The organism is Nocardia macrotermitis (genome assembly GCF_009604405.1).
In the GTDB taxonomy this organism is placed as follows: Bacteria; Actinomycetota; Actinomycetes; order Mycobacteriales; family Mycobacteriaceae; genus Nocardia; species Nocardia macrotermitis.
On sequence record NZ_WEGK01000033.1, the window covers coordinates 1 to 25,052 of the forward strand.

The 25,052-nt window shown below is 64.1% G+C and carries 22 protein-coding genes and 1 pseudogene; 10 read left to right on the plus strand and 13 right to left on the minus strand.

Annotation, left to right across the window (positions count from 1 at the left end; all coding sequences use genetic code 11):
* The first annotated feature begins 718 nt into the window (after nucleotides 1–718).
* Nucleotides 719–1,696: a helix-turn-helix domain-containing protein gene (locus NRB20_RS36925; protein ID WP_153416084.1), complete on the plus strand. Its 978-nt coding sequence runs from the start codon at nucleotides 719–721 to the stop codon at nucleotides 1,694–1,696.
* Here NRB20_RS36925 and NRB20_RS36930 read toward each other — a convergent pair.
* The 3 genes from NRB20_RS36930 to NRB20_RS39475 all read right to left on the minus strand — a co-directional run bounded on the left by NRB20_RS36930 (nucleotide 1,675) and on the right by NRB20_RS39475 (nucleotide 4,211).
* A complete protein-coding gene (locus NRB20_RS36930) occupies nucleotides 1,675–1,914 on the minus strand; it encodes a hypothetical protein (RefSeq protein WP_153416085.1) in 240 nt (79 codons plus the stop codon). The genes NRB20_RS36925 and NRB20_RS36930 overlap by 22 nt on opposite strands.
* Complete coding sequence (locus tag NRB20_RS36935) at nucleotides 1,911–2,804, minus strand: GAF domain-containing protein (RefSeq protein ID WP_153416086.1); 894 nt, start codon at nucleotides 2,802–2,804, stop codon at nucleotides 1,911–1,913. Before NRB20_RS36935 ends, NRB20_RS36930 begins: the two co-directional genes overlap by 4 nt.
* A gap of 291 nt (nucleotides 2,805–3,095) precedes the next feature.
* On the minus strand, nucleotides 3,096–4,211 hold the full coding sequence (locus tag NRB20_RS39475) for a cytochrome P450 family protein (RefSeq protein WP_319945873.1): 1,116 nt from the start codon (nucleotides 4,209–4,211) through the stop codon (nucleotides 3,096–3,098).
* 141 nt (nucleotides 4,212–4,352) lie between these two features.
* On the opposite strand from NRB20_RS39475, the gene NRB20_RS36945 reads away from it, so the two are divergent.
* Nucleotides 4,353–5,381 (plus strand): GAF domain-containing protein, encoded by a 1,029-nt coding sequence (locus NRB20_RS36945; RefSeq protein WP_153416088.1) that lies wholly within the window; start codon nucleotides 4,353–4,355, stop codon nucleotides 5,379–5,381.
* 222 nt (nucleotides 5,382–5,603) lie between these two features.
* Here NRB20_RS36945 and NRB20_RS36950 read toward each other — a convergent pair whose 3' ends face one another.
* Both NRB20_RS36950 and NRB20_RS36955 read right to left on the minus strand, forming a co-directional pair.
* On the minus strand, nucleotides 5,604–6,185 hold the full coding sequence (locus NRB20_RS36950) for a hypothetical protein (RefSeq protein WP_153416089.1): 582 nt from the start codon (nucleotides 6,183–6,185) through the stop codon (nucleotides 5,604–5,606).
* Between the two features lie 20 nt (nucleotides 6,186–6,205).
* Nucleotides 6,206–6,718, minus strand: coding sequence for a hypothetical protein (locus NRB20_RS36955; protein ID WP_153416090.1), 513 nt, complete (start codon nucleotides 6,716–6,718; stop codon nucleotides 6,206–6,208).
* 402 nt (nucleotides 6,719–7,120) lie between these two features.
* On the opposite strand from NRB20_RS36955, the gene NRB20_RS36960 reads away from it, so the two are divergent.
* Nucleotides 7,121–8,131, plus strand: coding sequence for a pentapeptide repeat-containing protein (locus NRB20_RS36960; protein WP_153416091.1), 1,011 nt, complete (start codon nucleotides 7,121–7,123; stop codon nucleotides 8,129–8,131).
* A 30-nt stretch (nucleotides 8,132–8,161) separates the two neighbouring features.
* On the opposite strand, the gene mobF is transcribed toward NRB20_RS36960, so the two are convergent.
* Nucleotides 8,162–13,804, minus strand: coding sequence for a MobF family relaxase (mobF, locus tag NRB20_RS36965; RefSeq protein WP_194290143.1), 5,643 nt, complete (start codon nucleotides 13,802–13,804; stop codon nucleotides 8,162–8,164).
* Nucleotides 13,805–14,229: 425 nt separating this feature from the next.
* Here mobF and NRB20_RS36970 point away from each other — a divergent pair, with 425 nt between their 5' ends.
* Nucleotides 14,230–14,583, plus strand: coding sequence for a hypothetical protein (locus tag NRB20_RS36970; protein ID WP_153416093.1), 354 nt, complete (start codon nucleotides 14,230–14,232; stop codon nucleotides 14,581–14,583).
* Between the two features lie 366 nt (nucleotides 14,584–14,949).
* On the opposite strand, the pseudogene NRB20_RS36975 reads toward NRB20_RS36970, so the two are convergent.
* The 7 genes and pseudogenes from NRB20_RS36975 to NRB20_RS37000 all read right to left on the minus strand — a co-directional run bounded on the left by NRB20_RS36975 (nucleotide 14,950) and on the right by NRB20_RS37000 (nucleotide 20,611).
* A pseudogene (locus tag NRB20_RS36975) lies at nucleotides 14,950–16,148 on the minus strand (MFS transporter).
* An 8-nt stretch (nucleotides 16,149–16,156) separates the two neighbouring features.
* On the minus strand, nucleotides 16,157–16,759 hold the full coding sequence (locus NRB20_RS36980) for a phosphatase PAP2 family protein (RefSeq protein WP_153416094.1): 603 nt from the start codon (nucleotides 16,757–16,759) through the stop codon (nucleotides 16,157–16,159).
* A gap of 26 nt (nucleotides 16,760–16,785) precedes the next feature.
* Nucleotides 16,786–17,340 carry a Chromate resistance protein ChrB gene (locus NRB20_RS36985; protein WP_319945874.1) on the minus strand — a complete coding sequence of 185 codons (555 nt, stop codon included), beginning with the start codon at nucleotides 17,338–17,340 and terminating at the stop codon, nucleotides 16,786–16,788.
* Nucleotides 17,341–17,518: 178 nt separating this feature from the next.
* Entirely contained in the window at nucleotides 17,519–17,728 is a 210-nt protein-coding gene (locus tag NRB20_RS37800) for a hypothetical protein (protein WP_194290145.1), read from the minus strand.
* Between the two features lie 207 nt (nucleotides 17,729–17,935).
* Complete coding sequence (locus tag NRB20_RS36990) at nucleotides 17,936–18,448, minus strand: LppA family lipoprotein (protein ID WP_194290144.1); 513 nt, start codon at nucleotides 18,446–18,448, stop codon at nucleotides 17,936–17,938.
* A gap of 71 nt (nucleotides 18,449–18,519) precedes the next feature.
* Entirely contained in the window at nucleotides 18,520–19,908 is a 1,389-nt protein-coding gene (locus NRB20_RS36995; protein ID WP_153416096.1) for an alpha/beta hydrolase, read from the minus strand.
* A 400-nt stretch (nucleotides 19,909–20,308) separates the two neighbouring features.
* Nucleotides 20,309–20,611 carry a hypothetical protein gene (locus NRB20_RS37000; protein WP_153416097.1) on the minus strand — a complete coding sequence of 101 codons (303 nt, stop codon included), beginning with the start codon at nucleotides 20,609–20,611 and terminating at the stop codon, nucleotides 20,309–20,311.
* 382 nt (nucleotides 20,612–20,993) lie between these two features.
* On the opposite strand from NRB20_RS37000, the gene NRB20_RS37005 reads away from it, so the two are divergent.
* The 6 genes from NRB20_RS37005 to NRB20_RS37030 all read left to right on the plus strand — a co-directional run bounded on the left by NRB20_RS37005 (nucleotide 20,994) and on the right by NRB20_RS37030 (nucleotide 24,926).
* Nucleotides 20,994–21,377: a YbaB/EbfC family nucleoid-associated protein gene (locus NRB20_RS37005; protein ID WP_153416098.1), complete on the plus strand. Its 384-nt coding sequence runs from the start codon at nucleotides 20,994–20,996 to the stop codon at nucleotides 21,375–21,377.
* A gap of 27 nt (nucleotides 21,378–21,404) precedes the next feature.
* Nucleotides 21,405–21,782 (plus strand): hypothetical protein, encoded by a 378-nt coding sequence (locus NRB20_RS37010; protein ID WP_153416099.1) that lies wholly within the window; start codon nucleotides 21,405–21,407, stop codon nucleotides 21,780–21,782.
* A complete protein-coding gene (locus NRB20_RS37015) occupies nucleotides 21,769–22,398 on the plus strand; it encodes a DUF3558 domain-containing protein (RefSeq protein WP_153416100.1) in 630 nt (209 codons plus the stop codon). Before NRB20_RS37010 ends, NRB20_RS37015 begins: the two co-directional genes overlap by 14 nt.
* Complete coding sequence (locus NRB20_RS37020) at nucleotides 22,379–23,719, plus strand: WXG100 family type VII secretion target (protein WP_153416101.1); 1,341 nt, start codon at nucleotides 22,379–22,381, stop codon at nucleotides 23,717–23,719. The genes NRB20_RS37015 and NRB20_RS37020 overlap by 20 nt, the downstream gene beginning before the upstream one ends.
* A complete protein-coding gene (locus NRB20_RS37025) occupies nucleotides 23,716–24,426 on the plus strand; it encodes an ESX secretion-associated protein EspG (RefSeq protein ID WP_153416102.1) in 711 nt (236 codons plus the stop codon). The genes NRB20_RS37020 and NRB20_RS37025 overlap by 4 nt, the downstream gene beginning before the upstream one ends.
* 98 nt (nucleotides 24,427–24,524) lie before the next feature.
* Complete coding sequence (locus NRB20_RS37030) at nucleotides 24,525–24,926, plus strand: hypothetical protein (RefSeq protein WP_153416103.1); 402 nt, start codon at nucleotides 24,525–24,527, stop codon at nucleotides 24,924–24,926.
* Nucleotides 24,927–25,052: the final 126 nt, after the last annotated feature.

The window sequence follows — 25,052 nt, forward strand, 5'->3', positions numbered from 1 at the left end:
CGTCACCGCCCAGGCCACGAGCTCCGGGCATCGACACGACAAGCAAGGGGAAACGGGAACTTCTACCTGGCCACCAGCGGGGACCTACAACCGGCCACCAGTGGAGACTTTCTCATGGCCACGGACACCCCAAGTCTCCAAGTCGGCCCCGCACGCGCGGGGATGTTCCCTGCTGCTGGCAATCCTTTTCGTGCAGAGCCCAGTCGGCCCCGCACGCGCGGGGATGTTCCTTCGTGTAGGAGGTGGGGGTGCGGTATACCAGGTCGGCCCCGCGCACGGAGATGTTCCTCGCGGTGCGCGCACTACCGCCGCGACTGTCACGTCGGCCCCGCACCTCGCGCGGGGATGTTCCGAAGTGGTCGTAGCAGTCGTTCTGAAACGCATTGGAGGGCCAGCCGGATTCCTCTGCTGCGGGTTCGTAGGCGGAGGTTGTGCATCGACCGAGGTCTCGGAGGGAACGGAACCTCGCAACCGAGATGTCTGTAAGTGCCCGAATGTGCCCTGGGTGTTGACCTGGTGATGCCGCACATCGGCGGGCTTTGCTCGATGCGTGAGTGTGGGCTCGCATCGGTTCGGGTTGTGGTGGGGACAGTCCGGCAATATTCGGAGCTCTGGTCACAGCAGGGAGTCACTGGTGGTCTCCAAGCACGCCTCGGGGCTGTCTGACGCGCGCCTGCCTGCGAGCTGAAATGCCAAGGACGACAGAAGGATTGAGTGAATGACTGCAATTTCTCGGCGAGCGTTGGGGCGCCGTCTGCGTATCCTTCGTGAGGGAGTCGGTGTGAGCCAATCAGCCGCTGCCAGAGCGGTGTTCATCTCCCCGCAGTCCATCGGAAGACTCGAAAAGGGCCAGGCCACAAGGATTTCAGAACTGCACCTGACCGCACTGCTCAACCACTACAACGCCACCGAAGGCGAGCGCGAGGAGTTGCTGGCGCTGGGGCGAGATATGCGGGACAAGCAACGCACCGGTGGCCAGTGGTGGAGTGCCTACTGGGACCTGTTTCCCGAAGGGCTCGACCGGATGGAGTTCGAGCAGCGGGCCACGTCAGTGGTGATGTTCAGCAGCGTGTTGATCCCGCAGCTGCTGCATGCCGCGGAATACCGTCGTGTCGTGGAGCGGACACTGCATCCGCACAGTTCGGCCGCGGATATCGAGCGGCGGGTGGAGATGGTGGCGCGGCGTCAGGATCGGGTCAACGACAGTAACTTTCATCTCCAGGCGTACATGTTGGAGACCGTCATGCATCACAACGTCGGTGGTCCCGCCGCGATGAACGCGCAGCTGACATTTCTGGTCGAGATCAGTGAGCGGCCGACGATTTCGATACGCATCGTCCCGGCGCGCGCGAACAGCCACCTCGGGTTGCACACTGGCAGTTTCACCCGGATGGAACTGGGCGCATTGCATCCGCGACAGCGGCCAGAACCACCAATGGTGTACGCGGACAGCGTTCTTCAGGATCATTGGATCGAACCGGCCTCGGACATCGACCATTACGAAGATGTTATTCGTGATCTCGATCGAGTTGCCCTGTCCTCGAACGAGTCTCGCGTACTGATCCGCGAGACTGCGCAGAGCCAGTGGCCTGTGCGGGTGCCGAGACCCGAGCCATCCACGAACCAGCACGGCGGTATCCGGAGCGAGAGACCGACCGTCACCGCCGCGCCTCGTCATTCGGACGGCCCAGCCTGAGTGATGCCCCGGCAGATTCCGCATTCCCGAACTGCCAGAGCAGGTACCGGCGACAGCGGGGTGATGTCGACGAGTGCTTGCGGGCGGGTTTGGCCGGAGATCAACTCGGCCCGGACCCGCACTCGGATCCAGTCGAGGTCGAATCGCACGCGCACGATCAACTCGGCGGTGCTGCGTAGCCCTCCTGCCAGTTGCATCGCCGCGGTGATTACCTTCATCCTCTCGTCCTCCGGAAGCATGGGGCTGTGGTGTCGCCATCCAGCGAGCGGGCTGTCCTTCTCGGTGAGCCATTCGTGCATGAATCCGCTCCGCAGGTCGACCACACCGAGGGCATGACCGGGAGCAATCGGTATGTGCCGCAGGACAGTTGAGCACAGGTCGGGGTTGGTGGGAGTCTGGGTGCCGGTGATATCGCAGACGACTGCGCGCGCGCGGCGCGGTTGGCTTTGGTGCCGCTGGCCCGTGCGGCGAAGAACAGTAGATGTTCGACGCCGTCGTCGGATGTCCTTGTGGCGGTACCGGTCCAGCGATCGCTGGGCTTCTCGAGGTCGAAGAGTTCGAAGAATCCGGCGCGGTCGTTCCAGTGATCGAGGCTCGCGAACACTTCGGGGACGGTGTGGGCGCTCGGGACGTCGTCGTGCGGCAGCCGCAGCAACCGTTGAGCGGCCGGAGTGGTGGTCATGATGCCCATGGCATTCCACTCGACCGTGCCGACAGCCGGAAGCGCCGGAACGATATCCGTACGCGCACCGGTCCACACGGCGACGGCCGAGGTGTGCCCGGACCGGTCGAGGATAGGCACGCCGACCAGGCGGACGATCCGGCCGTCGGGCATCGTGAAGCATTTGTCCCAGGTACCGCCGGTGTTGACGCATCGGGTGATCACCGACGGCAGGTACCGCGCGGCGGCACCGTACTTGCCGACCGTCGAGTTCCTGAGCCTGGTGAACGAGCGCGTGTTCGAGCCATCGAGCACTGTGGTCGCCTGGTCCGGGCCGGACAGGGTTTCCACGATCACCCAGTTCCAGAGCGGTGTGCCGGGTGGAGTGTCGATGTATCGCGTCAGGTGCGAGGTGCACCGCGAGGAACTTACGTGGTTCTTGTGCATGATGTCTGCCGCCTCGTAGCACTCAGGCTCGACGAAGATTGCCGAGCGGTGGGCGCTACAAGCCGCATCGACAACGACGGCGGCAGGACCCCGCAGGATGCGGGCGCGCTACTGACTCAATTTATAACCCTGCCGGTGACACTCTGGCAACGGATATCGCCGGGGAATGACGGAAAACGTTACGACAGCCCGCAATCGGACGCACTACAAGCACCGCGCCGTGGTAATTGCCGCCATTCCTGATCTACGGTATGAAATCAGTGAGATTTCACCTGAAAATTCATTTGCACATCATATTTGCACGGGCAGCTCACACAGGCCCCGAATGAGAATGCTCGGCTTCCAGCGGTCAACGGGCTCCGGTAGTGAGATATCCGGGAATCGGGTGAACAGCTTTCGGACCGCGATCACCGCTTCCATGCGGGCGAGGTTCGCGCCGAGGCAGTGGTGAATACCGCCGCCAAATGCCAAGTGGCCCTGAGTATCACGATTGATGTCGAATACGCGCGCGTCTGGAAACCGGTGGTCGTCGCGGTCGGCTGCGGACAGGGCGATGAGTACCAACTCGCCGGGGGCGATCGTGTGCTGCTGGATCGTCAGCGGTTCGGTCGCGTACCGCAGCGTCGCGATGTTCACCGGACCGTTGTGCCGCAAGGTCTCCTCGATCAAATCGTGCGTGGCGGTCAACGCGGTGTGCTGGTCGGCGTCACCGTTCAGCACTGCCAGCACTGTGTTGGCAATCAGGTTGACGGTGGTCTCGTGCCCGGCGACGAGCATGAGGAAAGACATCGAGACCAGCTCCTGGTCGGACAGCGGATCAGCCTCGTCGACGTCTGTGATCATGGCGGAGATCAGATCATCGCGAGGCTCCTGCCTGCGTTGATCGACCAGTTCCGCGAGATACCGCTCGAGATCCAGGCTGGCTTGTTTGACCTCGTCGGGGTCGCCGACAACGACGTCGATCACGGTGTTCGTCCACTGCCGGAACATGCGGCGATCGGCTACCGGCACTCCGAGCAACTCGCAGATGACCGTGATCGGCAACGGTGCCGCATAGCCCTCGATCAGGTCGGTCACACGCCCGCGGCGCGCTTCGAGATCGTCCAGCAGATCGTCCGCGATCCGCTCGATGCGCGGGCGAAGGTTCTCGATCCGCTGCGGGGTGAACGCATAGGTGACCGCGTGCCGTAATCGCGTGTGCCGCGGCGGATCCGAGTTCAGCATATGGGCGGTGATCCCCCGGCTCACGGTCGTCGCACCCGACCTCCCGGCCCCGGAACGCGCCGTGACCCCGGCGGTAGTCCGAGCGTCCTTACAGATCGTGGGATTACGCAGCAGTTCCTTCGCCAAGTTGTACTCGGTGACCAGCCATGCCCGCATTCCGGTATCGAGCGCGATCGGATGCACTTTCCCTCTCGTTGCCAATTCTCTATAAAACGCATAGGGATCGTGAAAAAAGCTGTGTGGCAGTTCGATACAGTCCGACTGTTCGGGAAGCATGCGGGTGTTCTCCGATGTTCGATTGGTCGTGCTGCTAATGTTCGAATTATGGCAGGCGGATGGTTACTGATCGAGACGCTTGATCACAGCGTCCCCTCGGTGATTGCCCAAGGCTCCGCAGTCAAGAACATGGTGCCGGTCGAAACTTTCTTCAAGCGTAGCAAGGCCAAAAGCGAACTGCTGGCGTTGATTTCACGAGTATGCACGACCGCGGAGCCCGAGCGGATCACCTTGCCCGGCAACAGGTTCGCGGTGACCGAAGCCATCTGCAACGACTGGGGTCAGGTCCACGGACTGTGGCTGCGCATCATCGAGGAAGACGAACAGCCGCTCGCCCACGACCGCGCCTGGGCGTTCGTCTGGAACCTCACCAGAGGACGAGTCACCAGAAGCAAAGGGCTTGCGCCAGAAGGATCCCCAGAAGAACAAGACCGACGCGAATGGTCGATCGCCGAAGCATTCAACATCCTCGAAACCGGCAGCGACGCCTCCGAAACCCTCGTCAAGATCATCAACGCAGACCCCGGAACCATCCACCAGACCACCTGGCCGCAGAAACGCCCCGACGGCACACTCCACGACGTCAACTTCGCGGTCAGAATCCTCCTCGACCACGTACCAGGCCGTTCCGGAGCCGACGACCGCATCCTGCGAGGCATCTCCCACGACCTCGGCGAAGCAAACAACCACGACGACCCCGAATCCCCCATCATGCTGGCCGAACTGGTCGCAGCGACCAGCGCCGACCCCGGGGAGTACCGGGCCATCGTCGACGTCCACAGCCTCCGCCTGCTGCGCTGGTACGGCGAACCATCACCCGAACTCGTCTGGGAATACGAGGATCTCCGACGCCTCGGTCAACCGCCGATCCACCCGGAGGACAACAGCGTGGTCGAACGCATGCAGCGCGAACTCGACACCGGCCGCGCCGTCGGCCAGGTTCGGTTCATGACCAAGTCCGGGAACTACCAGCCCTTCGACCTGCTCGCAAAGCTCATCGTATTGAACCGCTCGACCACAGCCGCACTCGTCACGTTCCGAAAACCGCTACGCCCGTTCGTAACGGACATCAGGTAGCCCCGAACGACCACAGCGGCATACGTGGCGGCAGTAAACCGCCCAGATAGGTTCGCAGTGCCACGCTCGATACATAGGCCGAAGTGCGCCAGCGGATTTCGATTCCTTCGGGGAGATCCGGCTCTGGGATGCCGTTTCGCTCCGGTTGGTTTGGCGACCGACCTGAGCTATAGCCACAAAAACCTAAATTAGTTGCCGTGCAACAGTTTCCACTCAACGTAACTACTGCACCAAGTCGCTCAACGTCTTGTACGTTGCCGTAACCTGCTCGGTCACTGCCGCCTCATCCCACCTTCCCGTAAGAACTCTTTTCTGAAGTTGTTCGGCAGCCTCGGCAGCGGCGGACGGCCCCAACAGGCGCGTAGCCGCCGCGGCGATCCGAACGTCGGCCGAAAGGCGCGGCATCTGGCTACCCGCACGCGCACTCGCGTCCGCGAACTCCCGGGCCGCAGCTACCGCAACCGCATAGCCGGGGTCGTTCTTCTGCAACTTCTCGCAAGCCAGTTTCTTGGCCTCGGCATCGGCCTGCAACGCCTGGTGCTGCTGGTGACCGTCGATGTAGGCGGCAACCGCCCCCATCAGCTGTGCATACGTCGCGCGGCGATCCGCCTTCTGCGCGGACCCCAGCGCGAGCGTGGCAGCGAGATTGGCGCCGAGCACGGTTCCGGCTACGGCAACCACTGCACCGGTGACCGTGGCACCAGCCGTGATCCACGCCTTCTGCGCGTCCCCCGACGCCTTCGCCGCAGATATCCACAGCGCGGCATCGACGCCGACCAAGACGATACCCGCAGAAACGAACACCAACCACTTCCTCCACCCCATCACGGAACCGCCCGCCTGGTCGCCTCGGCGGTCGCCTTCGCCGCCTCAGCCTTCGCCCATGACTCCTGCAAATGGGCGTCATGGTCGACTGCGGCCTGTGTAAGTTTCGTCAGGTCCCGAGACCGACCCCGCGAGTCCACAACGAAACCAACCACACTGCCCACCAGCAGAACCGCACCGATCAGCGAGGTGATCATGTAGTCCTCCTGCGGGAAGCGAAACGTCCCCGCGATGAAGACGGTGACGGCGGGCAGTAGCACCAGTACCAACCCGCCGGAGGCCAACAGACTGAGGGCAGATTTCGTCGATGTACGCCCCACCTGCCTATCCGCGCGCTCCACGAATTCGAGCAGTTGCCTCATTCGGGTGCCCGGCACGCCGGAAGGGTCCCCAACAAAGGGCATTTCTCGGTTCGGTGACACTTCCGAGGTGCCGGCAGTCTGCTGCTCGGAGCTCGAGACAGACTGTGGCACAACAATCTTGGGCGAAACATCTGGATCAGGATCGGACATACTCTTGCGCCTCACGAGTCTGGTCGGATATTCGGGTCGCTGCCCACGTCCGCGAACAGCGACCCATATATCAGCCCCCGCGCCGATGTGTTTCACGTCAGCGAGGGCTGCAACGACTTCGGTACCGCCGGGATCGACACAAGCTGCCGATCGGTACGCACTCGATACCGCTGCTATGGCCCGACACGCTGATATGGATATCGTCGCGTCCCGCAGGCGTCAGCTGCATCCCGGTCATTCCTACCTGACTATCCTGAACCATAGTTTCTAATGTTCGAGTGATTGACCGAGCTTGATGCTGACGATCCGGGCCTACAGCTGAATAATGTTGGCGTGGTTCTCTTTCGGCAGTCCGGCGGCTCGAGGGCGGGCTTGGCTCGGGTGCACAGGTGGGTGCGACGCATGTCGCTGCTCTGGTCGGTGTGTCTCGCTGTGCTGGCTGGACTGCTCGGTGTCGCTATCGTGATGTCGCTGTTGCACCTGGTGATCCCAACCAGTACGAAACAGGCGGACCCCATCGACGTGACGAAGATTTCCCTCAGCGTTGTCGCTGGCGTGGGCGGCGTCGTGGCACTGGTCGTTGCGTATCGTCGCCAACGCGATCTCGAACAGGGCCGATTCGTGGAGCGCTTCGGAGCTGCGGCGGCGCAATTGGGGAACGTCGATGCCGCTGTGCGGATTGCGGGTGTGTACGCGATGGCAGGTGTGGCGGACGAATCGGGCGGCGCACGTCGTCAGCAGTGCATCGACGTGCTGTGTGGATACCTGCGGTTGCCGTATTCACCGGACATCGGCAGCAACCACCCGACCAAACGCATCGTCAAGAACTCGGATCCGGACGGTGCGGCAGGTGGCGACGAAGTGCATCTGGAGTATCGCCAGAACGACAGGCAAGTGCGCAAGACCATAAGCCGGGTGATCCGGGAACACTTGCTCGCTGAAGCCGAAAATTCCTGGTCGACATGCAATTTCGACTTCACTGCGGCGTACTTCGAGGATGCCGACTTTCGGGATGCGGTCTTCGACAACGAGAGCACCTGGTTCGTCGACGCTTGTTTCCGTGGACATAGCAGTTCGTTTGGCCGGGCAATGTTCAAAGGCGACCACGTCCGGTTCGATGACGCGACCTTCGAGAGCCGTCGAACCATGTTCAGCGGGGCCACCTTCGCCGCCAAGGACACCTCGTTCCGAGGAGTGCGGTTCGCAAGTGAGCAGACGACGTTCCGACATGCGAACTTCTCCGGCGGGGTCGTCACCTTCCGCGCACCGACCGAGTGGCGCAATGTTCGATTCGACTGGACCGAATCCGAACTCAAGCCGCCGAATGTAAAGCCGGATCGATGGCCACCTCGAGCTCAAGCTTCGACTGACGACGATCCGTTGACCGAAGACCCCCAGCTCCAGTCCGAATAATCAGCAGTGCCGTGAGCTCTGATCCGGCGGCTACTCCAATCCGTGGGCTTCAGCAGGTTCGGGGTGTTCCCAACCGAGGTCTTGCGCCATCTGGTTCTGCGGCGAAGGGCGTTCGTCGGCCAGTTGTCCACCGCGTCTATGGTCTGCTGTTGTCTGATCGGTCGAAAGTCTTTGCCGCCGTTGTTGTTCAGCATGCGCATCGGCGAGTTGTTGCTGGTGGCGCGCCTTGTCGGCGGCGAGGTGTTGTATCGAGAGCGTGCTGTCGAGAGTTTCGGGGCGGGTCCATCGGAATAGGACTGCGTCGGTGGCGTTGGCCAGTGACAGGTGCGTGTGGAGTTCTTGGATGTGGTCCTGGAGCTCGACGTCCGTGAGGGTTGAGAGGTGCGAATCGTTTTGGGCTGATTCGGTTGGGGCGCTGGGTGATTGAGGTGACCGACCAGTGCTTGAGTCGACCTGACTGCGCTCTGGTCCGACCAGAGCATCATCGGAAAGGCTTGGTAGGTCAGCTTTTTCGATGCCGCTGCGTAGAAGTTGGGCTTCCTTCCAGTGGAAACGGAAGCGGGCTGCGTTGAGTTCGGCAAAGTCCAGGTCGATGGCGGTCATGCGGGTGGTTTCGACGTCGTCGCTGGTTACCACGCCTTGTGGGCCAGCGGCGGCGAGTAGGGCTTGATGGGTTGCTTCGGCGTGGGCTTGGGCTTGGTTTGCGGCGGTGGTGGCGGAGTCGGCGCAGATTTGGGCGAGGTGTAGTTCGAGTTGGTCAGCCGGGGATACGGGATTGGTTCGGAGAGCGGCGATTTGGGTTGCGAAGTGGGCGTGGGCGGTGGGGTCGGTGATGCCGGTGAGGAAGTGGTCGAGGTCGTCGAGGTCAGGGGTGTTTCCGGATTGTTGGTGGATGTGGCGGGTGAGTTCGGTGACCTTCGATTGCCAGTGGGCTGCGTCGCGGTCGGCTTCTATCCAGTCGGTGTGGGCGGTTCGGGCGGCGAGGAGGTAGTGGTACTGGGCTTCGCGGCGGGCTCGGAGATCGGACAGGTGGCTCTCGATCGCGCGTAGGTGGCGGCCGGAGTTGGTGGTGCAGGCGTGTAGGAGGTTGTGGTAGGTCTGTGCGTACTCCAGGTATTCGGTGCGCAGGAGCGCTATGCGTTCGGGCATCGGGAGGTCGCGGTGTTCTGGTATCGACAGTGGATCTACCGGTGGTGAGTAGGTTTCGAAGTCGTCGGCTTCGCTGTCTCGGAACAGATCTCGTTCCGATCCTGTGTCCGCAACAGACGTGAGCGAGGCCCAGTATTCGTCGCTGTTCTCGTCGGCCAGGACCGCGGTTCGGTGGTCGGGTGGGTCGAACAGGGCTGCGGCAGCGGCGGGGTCATCGCCGGGGTCCGGGTGGAGGGTTCGGTCCGCGCGGGCGGCTGCTTCTTCGTCTTCTTCCGGGATGTGTTCTGGGCTGTCGGGAGGGGGAACTCGGTCTTGGACGCGGTGGTGGCGGTTGAGCGCGGTGATTCGCCAGGCCAAGGCGATGGCCCACTGATCGGGGCGCGGTAGCTGGTCCGGCTCGGCGTTTTCGGTGATCAGGTGGTAGGCGGCGAGGAGGAGTTCGCGGGGTGTCCAGCGGGTCGGGTCGGCTGTGTCGACGGCGGCGACGAGTTGGGGCCATCCCGGATCGGAGACGAGGAACGCGGCGATGCTCGGGGCAAGGATGTCTTCGATATCGGTGATCCAGTTGGGCCGCAATCGATCGTGGCTGGCGGCATCGTCCAGGACGCCGGGATCGAGGTGTTCGGCGAGTCGCCACCACAACGCTGCGGCTGGTTGTTCGTCGGGTAGTGGGCCGCGTTCGGCGGCGGTGCGGAGTAGGTCGGGGACGTCGAAGCCTGCGTGTTGGGCGAGGTCGAGTCGTTCTGCGAGCACGGGCCAGTACGCGTCCGAGACGACGCGGGGGTCGACCTGTTCGACGGCTTCGATCCATTTGCCGAGCGCGTCGTCGATAGCGCCGAGTTGTGCTTCGAGTCGGGCGAGGAGTGCGTCCTGATATGCGCGGGCGGCACCGAATTTCGGTAGTTCGGGGCCGGTGGGTTGGCGGTCGGTGTCGTCGATGCGGCGTACTGCGCGCCATACCGCGAGGTCGGCGATCAGGCGCGGGTCGCCGCAGGTGGCGGCCAGTAGTGGACGTGCCCATTCGGGCGCGGTGGCGGCGGTCCAGCTGATCGCGGTGGAGGAGACGTTGGTGGCCAGGGTGGTGATGAGGCGGCGGCGTGCGGCGAGGTATTTGCCGAAGATCGGATCTTGATCGAGGACCTCCGGGGTGCCGAGGAGCCAGGGCAGCGGACCCTCGCCGCAGGAGTGGTGACCGCTGCTGTCCAGTCTCCAATCCAGTACGGCAGCGGGATCGATGACGTCGTCGAAGTCGCGTTCGGCGATCGTGGCGGCGAGCTCGGCGACCGGGTCTCGAGGTTGTCCGTCGGGTCCGGGTGAGATTGCGATGACGGCCAGGTGCCCTCGCAGAACAGGCCACGCCCCAGCCTCGGTAAGGCCGGGCATCAGGTCCTCGGCACCGGTATCGATTCGCTCCAGAACCTCTGGTCCGGCGAGGTATTCGGCGGCGGTGGTAACGGCGTGGCTGTAGGCGTCGGCGGCGTTGTTGAGTCTGGTTGTCGGGGCGAAGGTTTCGCGGTGGGTGGTGGTTGCCGACCTGCGTCCATCCTCGCGCGACAGGATGTCGGTGAGGAGGTCGACCACGGTCGGCGGGTGGGCGGCGCGGTCGCTGAATTGGGCGTGGTCGAGGTCGATGGCGGTTTGGACGTAGATGTCGTTGCGGCGTCGGCCGCGGGAGATCGCGACGTAGAGCTGGGCGCGGTTTTCCGCGCCGGTGAAGACGTTGTGCGAGGTGTCGACGGTGATGCCCTGGGCGGAGTCGAGGGTCGACGCGTAACCGAGGGTGACGTCCGTGGACAGGTAGTCCGCAGGGATGCGGACGCGGCATCCGGAGTCGGTGTGGGTGGCGGTCAGGCTGCCGTCGGGGTGCACGGTTTCGACGATCCAGCGGTAGCCGTTGCGGACGTAGTCGGTGCTCGAGATTCGCAGTTTCGACATGTTGCGGCGGGTGCAGATCAGTTCTCCGGCACTGGCTTTCAGGCCGTCGGAGAGTTGGACCTCGGGGCCGATTTCGGTGATTGTGGCGAGGCGTTCGGTACGGGCGCGGTGATTGAGGACGGCGACGATTTCGCGGGTCATTGCGAGCATGACGGAGTCCGATCCGGCTGCGCGGTCGTTCGCCCAGGCGGTGTACGCGGCGTCGATGACGGTGTCCAGTGCGCCGATGTGCACGCGTCCGCGGTCGGTGTAGAACGCGATCGCGGCAGGGTCTCCGGCGCGTACCGCGAGAGTGGCGGCTGCTTCTGCTGGGTCGCCGACGAACCGCATCACCTGCGTCAGGGTGGAGGCTCCGGCGGTCTCCACGATGTCGCGTAACGCGCCTCCTGCGGTGATCGAGCTGAGCTGACGGTCATCGCCGATCATCCGCACGACTCCGCCACGGCGGGTGACGAATTCGACGACCAGATCCAGTTGTCGGGTCGAGGCTTTCGCGGCCTCGTCGATGACCACGAGCGTGCCCGGACCGATCGAGTGGACCCAGCGCGGGACCGGGTAGTGCGCTGCGTTTTCCGGGGTGAGGTTGGTCAGGAGGTAGACGAGTCGGTCGATCGTGTCGACGGGGACGTCGGCGGCGATGTCGTCGTGCAGGATTGCCGCGGCTCGGGCCGTGGGTGCCAAGCCGAGCATCGTGCCGCCCTCGCTGAGCCATGCGCGGACCAGGACCTGCATGGCGACGGTCTTGCCGGTGCCGGCCGGTGCGATGGCGACCTGGAGGGCTCTTCCCGAGGTGGCGAACTCGCGTACCAGGGCGGCCTGGCCAGCGGTGAGTTCGCGGCCGTTGTTGTTCGCCGAGTACTCCAGTAGCGCCACGTCGACTGTCTCGTTCGATACCGTCGGGCCGCCGGTTCGGCGCGCGGCGGCGACCAGTTGCTGTTCGGCGATCAGCACTGCCGCCGAGGTGTATTGCTGTGATTCCGCGACGGTGAATACGCTCGATCCGTCGACGCGCTGGGTGGGTTCGGGCTCGTCGAACAGGTCCGGTCGTGTCCGGGAAATCGACCGAGGTGCGGCCATTGCCTGCGCCAGAACAGCGTCCGCGACGGTCTTCCACTGCTCCGTTGTCACCTGTCCGTGAAGCTGACGCTGGACCTCGGCATGGATGTGATTGCTCTGCCACACCGACCGTTTCAGCGACACCGCCGCAATCACCCGATCCGCAACCGCCGCAATCCATTCCGACGTCGGCTCGGGCCGTGACGCGACCGTCGGGTTGCACATTGCCCACACCATGTCGGCCAGTGCGGAATCGCCGCCGAGGTGGTCGGCTGCCTCGCTCCACCAGGTGGCACGTTGCTCGGCGAGGGCCCGCGGCTCGTGTTTCGGCGGGCGGGTTTCGCGGCTGGCGATCTGGGACAGGCGCAGCATTTCCACCGTCGTCGGTTCGCGGCCCCATCGGTGCTGGAACTCTCGCGCCAACTCCCCCAACCTGACGTCGATCTCGGCGTCGCGACGGGACCACAGCCGGAGCAAATCATGGTCCGCGCCAACGATTTCCCGGACAGGTCGGCGGTCCGGAGCACCGTCGTCCCGGTCGGCGTACTCGACGCCCAGCAGCTCCTGCCAGTGCAGCTCGCGGCTGGTGTTGTAGACCTCGCTCGCGGCCACGGTGAACCGGTACAGCATCCGCGCGTCCAACGCCCGCCACAGCCCACCCGCGCGGCTACGGACCTTGCCGGAGATCACCAGATGCGTGTGGAAATGAGGGTCACCCGCCCGCGAATCCCGGTGCTCGAACGCGGTGATGATCAACCCGTCGGTATCGACCTGTGCCACGCCATTCGCACCCAAACGGGTATATGCCGCATGGGATTCCAGGAACGCGATCGTGTCCGCCACCGCCAACCGATCCGCCTTCGCCGCCAACTCCGCCAACGGCTGTGGAGCCAACGCGCGGAACACCGACTCGGACTTCACTCCGGCCAGGCACAGATCGAAACCGGAGATTGCTGTGGTCGGATCGTGCGAGTTTCGGGCCACCCAACCCGACAACTCCGCGTCGTTCAACGGTTCGCGATCCAGCTCCGCGACGAACAGCTCGCGCGCTACCCGCGTACGGATCTGGGCCCGGACGTCGTCGTCGATCGCGGCATTCCACCGGTAGCCGCGGTCGACGTTGTGGAGCGTGTACTCCTGTGCGCACCGACGCCGGAACTCGCTGACCTTCGAATAGATCCGGAACGGCTGACCCAGCTGCGACGCCGCCAACGCAGCCCGCCGCGCATCCTTCGGCTTCGCGCCTGCGGCCAGTTGCTCGGCGAACACCCTGTCCTCGATCGCCTCCGCGTCGGGGTGCCGCCCCAGGCCGAAGATCGCGCGCATCTGTGCCTCGGTGACCGTGTCTCCGGCATCGATCGATTCGAACGCCGACAGTCCCGAGCCCATCCACACGCCCGGCGATTCGCCCTTGGCCGAATAATAATCGGCCAGGGTGTTGCGCCCACGATTACTCGCGTCGTGAGCGGCGGTCTGTCGGATGTAATAGAGGAATCCGTCTCCGGCAGACAGCTTGTGGATAGTTGCCGTCACGACATCAACGTTACGGAGAGCGAATCGCCCCAACGGGCTGATCTAAGCTATTTCTAAGGCTGCTATTTGACTACTATCATGGAATTCTTAGACGAGATGGCGCATCAGGCTTTCGGATGCCCGAGCAAGGGGCTCTACCTGGTCAAATGGCCGTCTGCACCGCTCGATCGCGGCGTCACTTTATTGTTATCCAGAATGCAAGAGGTCCCAGGTCGATGGGCTGCACGGCTGGACTATGACTGATACTCGAATTGATTCAGAGTGACAATCGTTTCAGAATGGGCGATGTTCAATCAGCCGGATGACAACGACTAATATTCAGGCATATTCTGAAATCTCGACACTCCCCACCCACCTGCGCAAGCGCGGAAAAACCTCGACCGAAAGGACCCACCCCACTGCACCCACAACGGAAGGAGTCTCACATGACCTCCAAAAAGCAGACCGCCCTCGCCCGCACCCACGCCCATGAACGCCTCGCCCGCCAACGCCAGGAACGCATCGAACGCGAACAGGCCAACGAAACCGACCTCACCGCCTACCTGGTCCTCCAACAGCAACTCACCGACACCGAGCGGACCTACCAGCGTTCCGTCCGGACAATCCGAGACCGCCAAGCCACACACCTACGGAACTGGCGCGCCCGCGGCGAAAAGCCCGCCGTCATAGCCGATCTCGTCGGCATGACCGTGACCGAACTGAACCGATTGATCAAGAAGCCGGCCGAAGCATCCGAACCCCAGCCCGCAGCCCCGCACGGCAATATTCCGTCGAGCTGATGCGTCACATTGCGGATGTCGGGTCGGCTCTGCCTACGGATGTACGGCGATCCGGAAAACCGATGGTCGATGCCACTTGAGGTGCGCAGCCGATTCCGGCAGTCGACGTGCGCTGGTCTGCCGTTCGGGCGGCCGCCCGGGAAAGCATTCATAGCTTTCCGTACTGACAGGAACGACGCTTGCGAACCGGTGGAGGGTAGTTATTCGCGTACTGCGCTATTCTCCGGCCTCGGTGGGGTGCCGCGTCTGTTCGTCGATTGTGGGCTGATGCGTTAGCGGGTGCGGAATCCTGCCGCGGGAGCGTAGGGGTGGTGTCTCAACGGCCGATGCGGCCCGCTGTCTGCGGGCTCGGATCTGGGGTGTGGTTCAGGTGTTTTGGTGGTCGCGTGGTGGGGTCGTGGCTGCGGTGATGAGGATCGCGAGGGTGGCCAAGATGGTGGTGAGGGCGAGCAGTCCGATGTTCACGGTGGCCGTGAGAGCGGCAATGGTGCCGACGAGCAGAGGTCCGCCAGCGTCACCGAGCTCGCGCCCGATTTCGGCGGCTCCCATGGTTTGCCCGAGTCGTTCGGTCGGGCTGGTGGCGGCCAGGTGTGCGAAGCCCAGGGGTGTGACCAGTCCGGTCCCGGCACCGATCAGCACGGCAGCTGCCGCGATGCCCACGGGCCCCGGCGCAATGGAGGCTATGGCGGTTCCGGTCGCTGCCAGCAGCAATCCGGCTGTCATGCCGGTGCGATCGCGCAGTCGCCCGGTGTCGCGGGCGTGCCCGGCTCGGGGCTGAACCAGGGCGGCCGTGGCGGCCAGCAGCGATACGACTGCACCGGTGGCCAGCGGTCCCAGGCCGTGGCGCACGCCGATCGCGGCAGGAACCCGACCCCGACCGCGAGGGCGGAGGTGGCTCCGGCAAGGGCAGTCGTCGGGACCAGGAACGAGCTGTTCGTGAGTCGACGGGCCAGATCCAGCAGGGTTTGACGGGTTTTCGGCAGCACCGCGACCGCGGGCACCGCGATCGCGGCCCACACCGCCACAGCCGCGGCGAGCACCGCGAGGACGGTGAACAACAGCCTGTCGCCCCCGACGGTGACCAGGATGCCCCCGAGCGCCGGGCCGAGGGCATAGCCCAGTCCTTTCCAAGCGCCGTAGCTGCCGAAGGCGCGACCGTGCCCGGTGGACGGGGCCAGCCGGGCCACCATCGCCGAGGCTGCCGGGGAGAACGCGGCCGCGGCCGCGCCCTGACCGAACCTCACGACCCCCACCATGCCGGGGTTGTCCACCAGCACGAACACCGCGGACGCGAGCGCGAACGCTACCAGCCCGCCGAGCAGGACCCGGCGTGCGCCGATGCGATCGGCCAGTGCCCCGAACACGGGCTTGAGCAGCACCTCCGCGCCGTCGTAGACCGTCAGCAGCACACCCAATACCAGCAGACTCGCGTGTTCGGACTCGGTATAGCCAGCCAGACCAGCGGCGATGCTGTGTGCGCCGAACGCGGTGACGAACCCGGCCGCGTACAGGGGTAGCAGCCGCATCCTGGGCGGGCTGGTTCGCGTGTCGGGCGTGGTGCTCATCGCTACATCTACCGGGCGGCAACCGGTTTCGCGGGCGAGGCGGTGACCAGGATGCGCAGCGGAGTACCGGCGGCGAGGGCCAGCAGCCATCGCAGCAGCGGGCGCGCCAACACGTATCCGGCAAGGCTCACCACCGCCCCGAGCGCGAGCCCGGCCAGCACGTCCTGCGGGTAGTGCGCAGCGATATACACGCGCGCGAACGCCATCACGACCGCAGCCACCGCGGCGAGTGCGGCCAGGCGGCGGTGCACCAGCCACAGTCCGGCGGTCACCGCACCGACCATGACCGCGTGGTCGCTGGGGAACCCGGGATCGGTGTTGCAGTGCAGCACCACGATGTCGTGCAGGGCAGTGCACGGACGGGTCTCGTCGACAGCGGCGGCGATCGGCTGGTTGATCACCAGCGCGACCAGCATGCCCAGCGGTGCCCACATCGCCGCTGCCATCCGCGCGGTGTCGCCGTCACGGCGGGCGGACCACCATCCCGCCAGCAGCAGCGCCGCGAACAGTACGACCCCGTAGGCGGCGTAGCCGGACACGATCGGGTGTAGCCAGGGAGTGGTACGTGCGAAGTCGTTGATGTCGTAGAAGATTCGCGTGTCCAGATTCATGGGTGATCTTTCGGTTTCTGTGTTGGTCACATCTGGTGCAGGGCCTGGAAGACTCGCTCGGTGTAGTCGGCGAGCCGATCGGCGCAGTGCTCGAGCTGCCCGATGGCCTCGGGGGCGGCGGGAGCGCCGAACACGTCACGGGCTTTGATGTCGCGGTGCCAGCGGCGTAGTCGTTCCAGGCTCTGCTCTTCCTCTTCGAGCTCGGCCATGGTGAATTTGCCCTTGGCGATCTCCTTGTCGATCTCGGCATCGAATCCGGCGCAGTCGGCCAGGAACTCCGCCCATTCCTCGCTGCGCTCCGCGGTGAACAGCCCTTCCAGCCGGGCCGCGTCGGGCTCCTCGCGCCCAGCGGCGTCGAGCACCAGCACCTCGCCTTCACCGCGGCGCGCCAGCGCGATCACCCGGGTGACGCCGTCGGCGAACACCGGCACGTCCGGCACGACCCAGACACCCTGCCCGATCTGTAGCGCGCCGACCCGGCGCAGCTCCCGCCACACCGCGACCCGATGCCGCGACGGCTCCGCAGGCACCCGCACCACCAGCACCAGCCACCGCACAACAGCCTCTTCGCTCCCTGTCACGAACAGAAATGTAACACCAGTTACGTATCTATTCGTAACGCTTGGCTGTGGGCCTGCTGCCGGGCTGGAATCGACGCCATCTTGCAGCCCCGACGCAATCGCCGAATCAGCGTGGGCCGTGACCGCGAGGCGGCGACCGTGATTGCGTTGAGGATGGCCGCCGAAATCAGGGATTCGATCAGCGCACCTCGTGAGGGATGTGCTGCGGCAAGCGCCGATTCCCCAAAGCCTGTGCCGCACTATGGATCTGGCGGCCAACGGTGTTCGCTGTGGGAAACGGCTTCGTTGGGGAGTTGGGCGACTGATTGTCGTACAGGCTGTACACGATCAGCAGGGGCCATTGGTTGACCTTGCTGGAGATGAGGGTGGCGATGGCAGCCGTGTCCATCCCACGCGCGGCGATGATGAATTCGGGCGCTTCAGAGGCGAGGGTGCGAGCCGCATAGCAGCGATGCTGCTGCTGGCAGAGAACCCGGAGCAGGAGGAGCCGCGGGGTCTGCCCAGCTTAAGCAAGGTCAGAGGAAGGTTGTAATCCGCGCATGACCCCCGGTTCTGCAAGCAAGCCGGGTCTTGGCGACGCTCGATCCGCGGATTTCTACTGAGGTACTCGAGTCGTGGACGTTGTTGCCTGGGACGAATTCTTGACCGCGGCAGGCAGTCGGCAGCCAGTGTTGCTGCTGATGACCGCCCCTTGGGTGCCGCGGAAGATCACCGTGCCTTCCTGGCTGTAGAGGCGGACCGTGTGGTTGCCGGGCTTGTCTTCGAAGACCTCAGAGCCTGTCGCGCCGAGCGGGGCCGCGAGTTGGCGGGCGCGGTCGAGGACTCGAGGCCAGACGGTGTCGGGGATCCCCAGGTTCGAGACGTAGTTCTGCAACCGCACCTTGCTGCCCTTGGTCTGGTCGTACGGGCGGTCGCAGGATTCCAGGGAACGTTCGTCGACCCACTGCCAGGTCAGGCCCGGCACCAACGAGCTGACGTAGGACCCCAACTCCACGACCGCGGCGCGGAGTTGGGTTTCGGTGTCTTCCAGCGTCGGCAGCTCGGCCAGGCGGGCGGCGGCCTTCTGTGTGTCGGCCGAACCGGTTTTCCCGTAGGGGTTGTCGGACATTCCACATCCTGTCGTCGAGAAGAGCGCGGTGGCTGCGACAGCGGCGCAGAATGAGCGGCTGGCGAGCTGTCTCATTCGAAGAGCCCTTCGATGTTGTTCATGACTCTGCTCATCGTGTCCTGGTGGTGCGGGCTTGCCTGGATGGCGTGGTCGGGTAGACCGGCCACGACCATGGCGAGGTTCCAGCCGGGGGTGCGGAGTTGGCCGTTGTCGCCGAGGCGGGGGTATTGGCTGTGGCCGGTTGCGCCGTCGCGTTGGACGCCGTCGTCGGTGGTTGTCGGGCCGGTTTCCAGGTGGGTGAAGCCGGGGATGTTCTCGGGGCTGGAACCGAATGCGTTGAGGTTCGCGACCGCGTCGTTGTGCGCGGTCATCTCGTACATGTGGCCCGGCGACAGATGGAGTTTCGAGGTGTCCGCGCCACCGCCGAGAGAATTGGTCACCGTATCCAGTAGCGAGTTGCCGTTGCCGATCCCGGACGTCGGCAAGTCCAAGCCGGGTGATCCGTAGACGACCATGTCGTTGACCGCGTGGCTGCCGGGCTCTTGCAGGGCAAGGCCGGTCATCAGCGAGCCGTAGGAATGCCCGAGTGCGGTCAGGTGCATGCCGCCGTCGTGACTGGCACCGAGCCCGTCGTAGAACGACGAGAGCTTCTGGGCACCGTTCTTGGCCATATCGTCGGTGGCGACGTTGACCAGGCCAGGGTAGGTCTCGGGTTTGAGATACGTGTCGAACTGATCGAGTTTCCCGGTCTGCGGCAGATCCCCGCCGATCCAGGCGATCGTCGCGACGTTCTGGAATTTGCGTGGGTCACCATTCGGCAGGTTGCGCAGTTCGGTCGTGGCTGTATCGCGCAGGTTCTGCGCCTCGCCGACCATGCCGCCGAGCGAGTCGTGCACGTTGGTGTTCAACCCGGGCGCAGTGACCGAAACATTCTGCGCCGTATCGGGATTCCCCACCGACACCGCGGCGTGCGTCATCTTCCCGGACTGGGTGTCGAGCAGCATCAGCATCCGATCGGGATGGTCCTTCAACGCCGACTGCACGGCCGTGAGGTCCTTCTCCTTCGACGCCACCGCCGGATCCCCCGCCTTCGCGCGGGCGAGCTCGTCGTCGAGCTTCAACCGGTTGAACCGCTCCCGATCGACGGCCGGGAGGCCGTCCCGGTTACCGAGGTACTGATCGTGCTCCCACAGCTCGTCCTTCTCCTGCGGCGTCAATCCCGCCCAGAACGCATGCAGCTGTTTGGGGTCCGTCGGCAACTGCGCCTTGCCGTCGAGGATCGCCTGGACCTGTGTGCTGGTGCCCTTGCCCTCGGGAGTCTTCTCGTACAGTCCGAGATTTTCCAGATCGACCGTGATCGCTTGCGTACCTTTGGTTTCCGCATCACCGAACTGGGTGAGCAGATTCTTGATCCGGGACTGGAAGCCAGCGGCCTGCCCGTCGAGGATCTGCTGCGCCAACGCGGTCGTGACCCGGTTTTGCCTGCGCCAGAAGGAGTTTTCGGTGCCTTCACGTTGCCGCTGTCGTCGACGGTCATGCCCGCGGCGGGGACGTCGCTGTCGACGATGGCCAGGAGCGCGGCGCGGTAGCCGTCGAGTTCGCTGCCGTAGGTGTTGAGGTGGTCCGCGATCGTGACCAACGTTTCGCTGAGATAGTTCGCGGACAACGAATGAGACAGCGCGCGAGCCGATGCCGCAGTGGCCGCCTCACCCTTCCAGTGGTTCATCGCACTGTCCACGTCCCGGTTCGCGCGATCGACCTCGGTCGAGAAGGTGTCGTTCTGCGCGGTGAGGTTGGTGGCGAAGGTGACCATCGTCTGCGGCTGGCAACCGCGGACGTGGCTGATGGTGGTCTCCTGCGTCATTTCGGTTGCACCCCATCGGTATAACGGTGCAACTGGGCCGCGAACGCCGTGTCGAGTTCCTCGTAGGAGTTCCGGCTGGTCTTGGCCGCCTCCGACATCTGCCGGTAGTTGCCGCCGATCAGACCGAACGCCTGAGCGGCACCCTCGGTGATCTGAGCCGCCAACGCCTGCATCGAGGAGTTCGGCATCGTGAACTGGGCTGTGGCCTTCAGCTTTTCGATGGTGTCGGCGTGCGTGGCGAGCACGCCGGCCAACCAATCCAGCGTCGGAAGATCGGCATCCATATTGCCGTTACCCATGGTTCCCCCTCGAAGATCGTTGCAGCGCACCGCTTCCAGCCGGAAGGCTAACACGCTGCACCGACATCCCTCGGGCATTGTTTCGTCCCAAGAACGAACCCCGGTCGACCCGAGTAGCAGTGTGTTATTTTTCTGCTGGAGGGTATCTACCTGAAGGGGGAGTTCTTTGGGCGTCGTAGCCTGTGCCGATCTTGAAGTTTCGCGTGCTGCCGGTGCCACTCGGCTGTGCTCCTACGAACAAACCGGCCGGAGTCACGCAGCGCTCGTGAACTGCACGAATGGTCCGGATGTAGATGATCAGCGGCCGTCCGACATCGGATGCGGGACACACGACTCCGACGCAACGCCTCACCAGCAACGAAAACGACTCGAAGGGTAGCGAATGTTCCAGCAGGCCAACGACTTCGAAGAACTCGGGCGGAAAGTGCAACGCGCACAACAGCGCCTCGAGGATGTTCGAGGCGTGGGCACCGTCGACGGAATCCGAGTGGTTGTCGATGCGGACAACCGGCTCGTGTCGGTGACTCTGCCGGAGGAACACAGCCTGCTGGCCGCCTACAACGCTGCGGTCGCCGACGCGCAGCCGCTCGTCGACGAAGCCGTGCAGGAACTGACGGCCGACCAGAGGTTCGAGTCGATATCCACGTTCGTCGACGCCAGCGCCGCCCGCGCGGACGCCGAACACGAACGGCGACAACAGGAGTACGAAGAAGATGACGATTCGTACTACGCGGAACGCAATCAGCACGGCTGGCTGGAAAGCTGAATCGAGAACCGGACCGGAGGGATAGCGATGGCACTGGGAGCCGAACCAGCGGCGGAACTGTGGCAGGCCGCCACGGAAGGCCGATTCACGCTGACCGCGGAGGCCGCGCACGAGATGGCCGGTCACTACCAGTGGTACGCCGACGAACTGCGCCACCGGGCCGACGAGATCGCCTTGCAGCAGAAGCTCGACGGATTCGGTTCTCTGAACTCGGCCCAGCATCTCCAGGCCGGATTCGAGCGCAAGGCCGTGCAGGCATTCGAGGCGTACGGCAAGGCGCAGGAGTCGGCCTTGAGGATGAAGGCCGCGGTCCTACGAGCTGCCAGTCTCACCGAGGAAGTCGACGCGGCCAATACGGCTGCGCTCAACGCTGCGACCAGGAAGATCACCGATGTCAAGGCGTAAAACAGCAGCGTGCGGGACCGTTCTCGCGATAGCCGCCCTCGTCTCCTCCGGTTGTGATTCGGGCGGGGGCTCGACAGCGGCGTCCGACACAGCGACGTCGGCTCCTACGACCGCCGCCCCGACCACCCTTACGGCTCCCAGCCTCCAGCCGCCCTCGCAGGACAACAAATACACACGGACGAGCGGTCGGCCGAAGGTCGTCTTCGATCCGTGCACCTGGATCCCCGACGATGCGCTTGCGAGGATCGGCTTCGACCCTACGACGCGCAAACGTGCCCAGGATATGGTCGCGGAGTACACATTCCTGACCTGCCAGGTCGAAACCACTGACCAGACAAGAACTTTGCAGCTGATCTCCGGCAATATCACGCTCGCAGAAGACAAGCAGCGATACGCCGGGAAGACCCAGCCCACGACCATCAACGGACGCGAAGCGATCACCACCACTCAGAAGACCAGCGCCGACGAGTGCGATCTCGATATCCAAACCAAGGCAGGCTATTTCGAGATCGGTGTAATCGTGGAGACAGCGGGTCGGGTCAAGGGGCTCCAGCCGTGCGACCACATCAACGACATCGGCACGACGCTCGAACCCTATGTGGGCAAGGACAACTGACATGGGTTTTGATACACCAACCCCAGATAACCCTTCTCTCGCAGCCGAACTCGTTCAATGGGCACAGTCTCGTGCCGAGGTGGCGAAGACGCACGACACCGCCGCTGCTGCGGACAAGCTGATCGCCACCCACGGCAACGATCCGGACTACATGCCGTCCTCGGTGGTCGAGGCGTTCGTCTCGATGTCGCACCAGGACATCCTGAACGCGGTCAACGACATGAAGCCCGGCACCATGCACTCCTCGGCGGAGGCATGGCGCAAGACCGCCGATGCCCTGATGTTCAACACCATGGGGCTAACTTCCAAGGTGCAGAAGACGCTCAGCGACGGCTGGGAAGGCGTTACAGCAGAAGCGATTTCGAGTGCGACCCGTCGTTTCACCGATCAGATGACCGATGTGCACAATCTGACGCAATCGGTGGCGTTTCGCATCGAAAGCGCTGCGTACGGCGCGGAGACGGTGAAGGGCGCGGTTCCCTCGATCCCCACCGCTCCCGGGAAACCGGCTGTGCCTGGCGCTGAGAATCCCGCCGCGGTGATCGGACACCTCACAGCAGCCTCCGACGCCGAACAAGCAGCTCGGCTGGCGATGACCCAATACTATGTGCCTTCGTATCAACCTGCGGGGCAACAAATTCCGGTGTACGTCCCTCCAACCGGCCCCTATGGTGCGACTGGTCCGACGTTGCCGGGCGTCTCCAAACCGCACTCGGCGACCGGGCCCGGTCCGCAGCCATCGTCGGGTACGAAACCCACCAAGAACTCGGATCCCACTGCCGGACAACAGAACAACGCAGAGCACAAGAATCCGTCCAACACCGATCCGTCGGCCTCGAACAATTCGGCCCAGCGCGACACCTCGCCTACGACGCACACCGATCCGGACGCAACGAGCACTGCCGGTGTCAATCCCAGCACGACAACCCAGGACTCCGCGCCGAACTGGACCGGGCCCGGGGCAGGGCTGGGCAGCGAGTCCAGCACGCCAGGTCCCAACGCCCCCGGGCGAAGTGTCCCTGGTACGCCTGGAACTATCGGCACCCTCGCCGGAGCGACCGCCGCAGCATCACGGCCTGCGACGACACCAGGTACCTCGGCCATGCCTGGCATGGCGGCACCCGGCAAGGACAAGAAGAACGACGAGAAGGAACACAAAGGACGCCCGGAACTGTTGGCGCACAAGCGAAACAAGATCGACCTCGTCGGTGATCCAATCCTCAGCACACCGCCGGTGTTCGGTAATGCCGTCCGCGCCTCCGACGAACGGAGCGGCAAAGACGACCGTCCACGCACCGACGAGGACAACCGCCGCAGATGAAATGGGAGTTCACCCAAGCCGAGATCCTCTACGCGTGGCAGCAGATCCGATGGGACCGCATCCCCGCCCCGATAACGATCGCTCCCCCGGTCACCCTGCAACCTGAATGGGAAGCCGTCGAACGCGAACTATCCGCCCGCCTCCCCGTGCTGAACGACCCGGACCTGCTGCCCGTCCTCCGCACCGCGGCCGACCCGGACATGTCGGTAATCATGACCGGCACCCGCAAACACCCCATCCGAGCTTACGGCGCGGTGACCACAACAATCGGCGTCACGATGATCCAACGCCCGAGCCCCGATCCCGCCCGAGGCGGAAACATCCTGATCGAGGTCGGAAGACCGAAGCTCATCGCGAAGGTGTTCACCGCAGTAGCGGGAGCACGACCGGCGGGCCGACTTCCCAGCATGGTCGAATCCTGGGACCGGATGTGCGACGGCCAACCCGCCTCCTGGATGGTCAGAGACGAACCCCTGGTTGTCGACCGAATGCACGACCTACTGACCGCACCCCGAACTGGCCACGGGCACATCGAGATTCAACTCGACCGGCACGAGACCAGACGGCGGAAGCCGCGGTACATGAGCTGGTTCGACGTCGAACGGGACGGACGTTACGTCTACGGGCGTCGCCACGGCGACCTCCACATCGACCCCTGCAACCCGGAGCAGTTCCAGAAGTCGATCGTGCGGCTGATGGGGTTATAGCCGAGTCGCTGGGACCGTACTGGGCGACCGAGCCGCTCAGCAGGTTGAGACACTGCGTCGGCAGATCGCCGAGCGACCGCCAATTTTCGTCGAAACGGTTGCGGGTCTGGACCTTCAGCGGTTCACTGTGGTGGCAGAACAATAACCAGGATCCGAGGATCGCGATGTATCGCCAGACGCGGTTTCAGCGTTCACAAGGGGCATTAGCGCTTGCGCTCATGGTCGTGTCCGGTTGTGCAAGCAACTCCGACGACAAGGAGCCTTCCCTGGGTGCGACCCAGGTCGGGGACTGCTTCAGGGAAAAACCTGGCCGCTACCAGTTCCACATGCACCCCACGCGGGTGGATTGCGCGGATTCTGATGCCGGTTCGAGGGTTACGCTGATTCTGCCTGGTAGCAGAGGTAGCGAGTGTCCTGTCATGGGCGGCATCGCAACAGGTGGCAAATTCTCCTACTACTTTGAGATCGACGGTAAGACGTTCTGCCTGCTGCCGCGCTAAGCCTGGATCCGTGGACGTGGGTTTTGGGCTGGTCAGCGGACCGGAGGTGCGCTGACCAGCAGATTTCGGGTGTGGGGTAGCCGCTGGTCTGTCCAGCTTTTCCACGTGAGTTCTCGGTTCGGGCCT